The following is a 506-nucleotide window of genomic DNA, read 5'->3' on the forward strand; positions in this document are numbered from 1 at the left end:
ACCGGGCGACTTGGCGTGGGTTGATCGCGTAGACCTGGTAGCCGGCGGCGAGCAGGGCCTGCACCCACGGACCGCGGTCGGTCTCGATCCCGACGATCACGTCAGCGGGATCGAGGTCCTCGCCGCCGTGCTTCGCCACGAGCTCGTGGAGCTTGGCGACTCCGTCCACGCCCTCGGGTAGTCTGGCGGTGGCCAGCCTGCGGCCTGTTGTGTCCTGGACCTCGACATCGTGGTGGTCCTCGGCCCAGTCATCGCCGATCAGTAGCAACGCATTCTCCTGGTCAGGTACTTCACAACGTGCAGCCTGCGGAAGACACGGCGCGCGGCCTAATGGATCCAGTGCTCACGCCCATGGGGCGGGCACGCCATCCCATCAGCGGTCTGGCCTTCCGGCCGACCAGCAGGGGCACGGTCTGACCACAGAAGTCGGATGCTTCCGGCATGGGCAGTGCTCACCTGCTGGCGGCTACGGCACCGAGTCTCTCCGACCCAGCAGCTCCCATTAG

General features: G+C 67.0%; 1 protein-coding gene. It reads right to left on the reverse strand.

The window, feature by feature from the left end; all coding sequences use genetic code 11:
• Window positions 1-268, reverse strand: a 268-nt coding sequence (locus AC27LF_RS45650; protein ID WP_479665249.1) for an IS110 family transposase, incomplete at its 3' end; no start/stop codon positions are given.
• Window positions 269-506: the final 238 nt, after the last annotated feature.

It is taken from the genome of Streptomyces diversicolor (genome assembly GCF_057537855.1).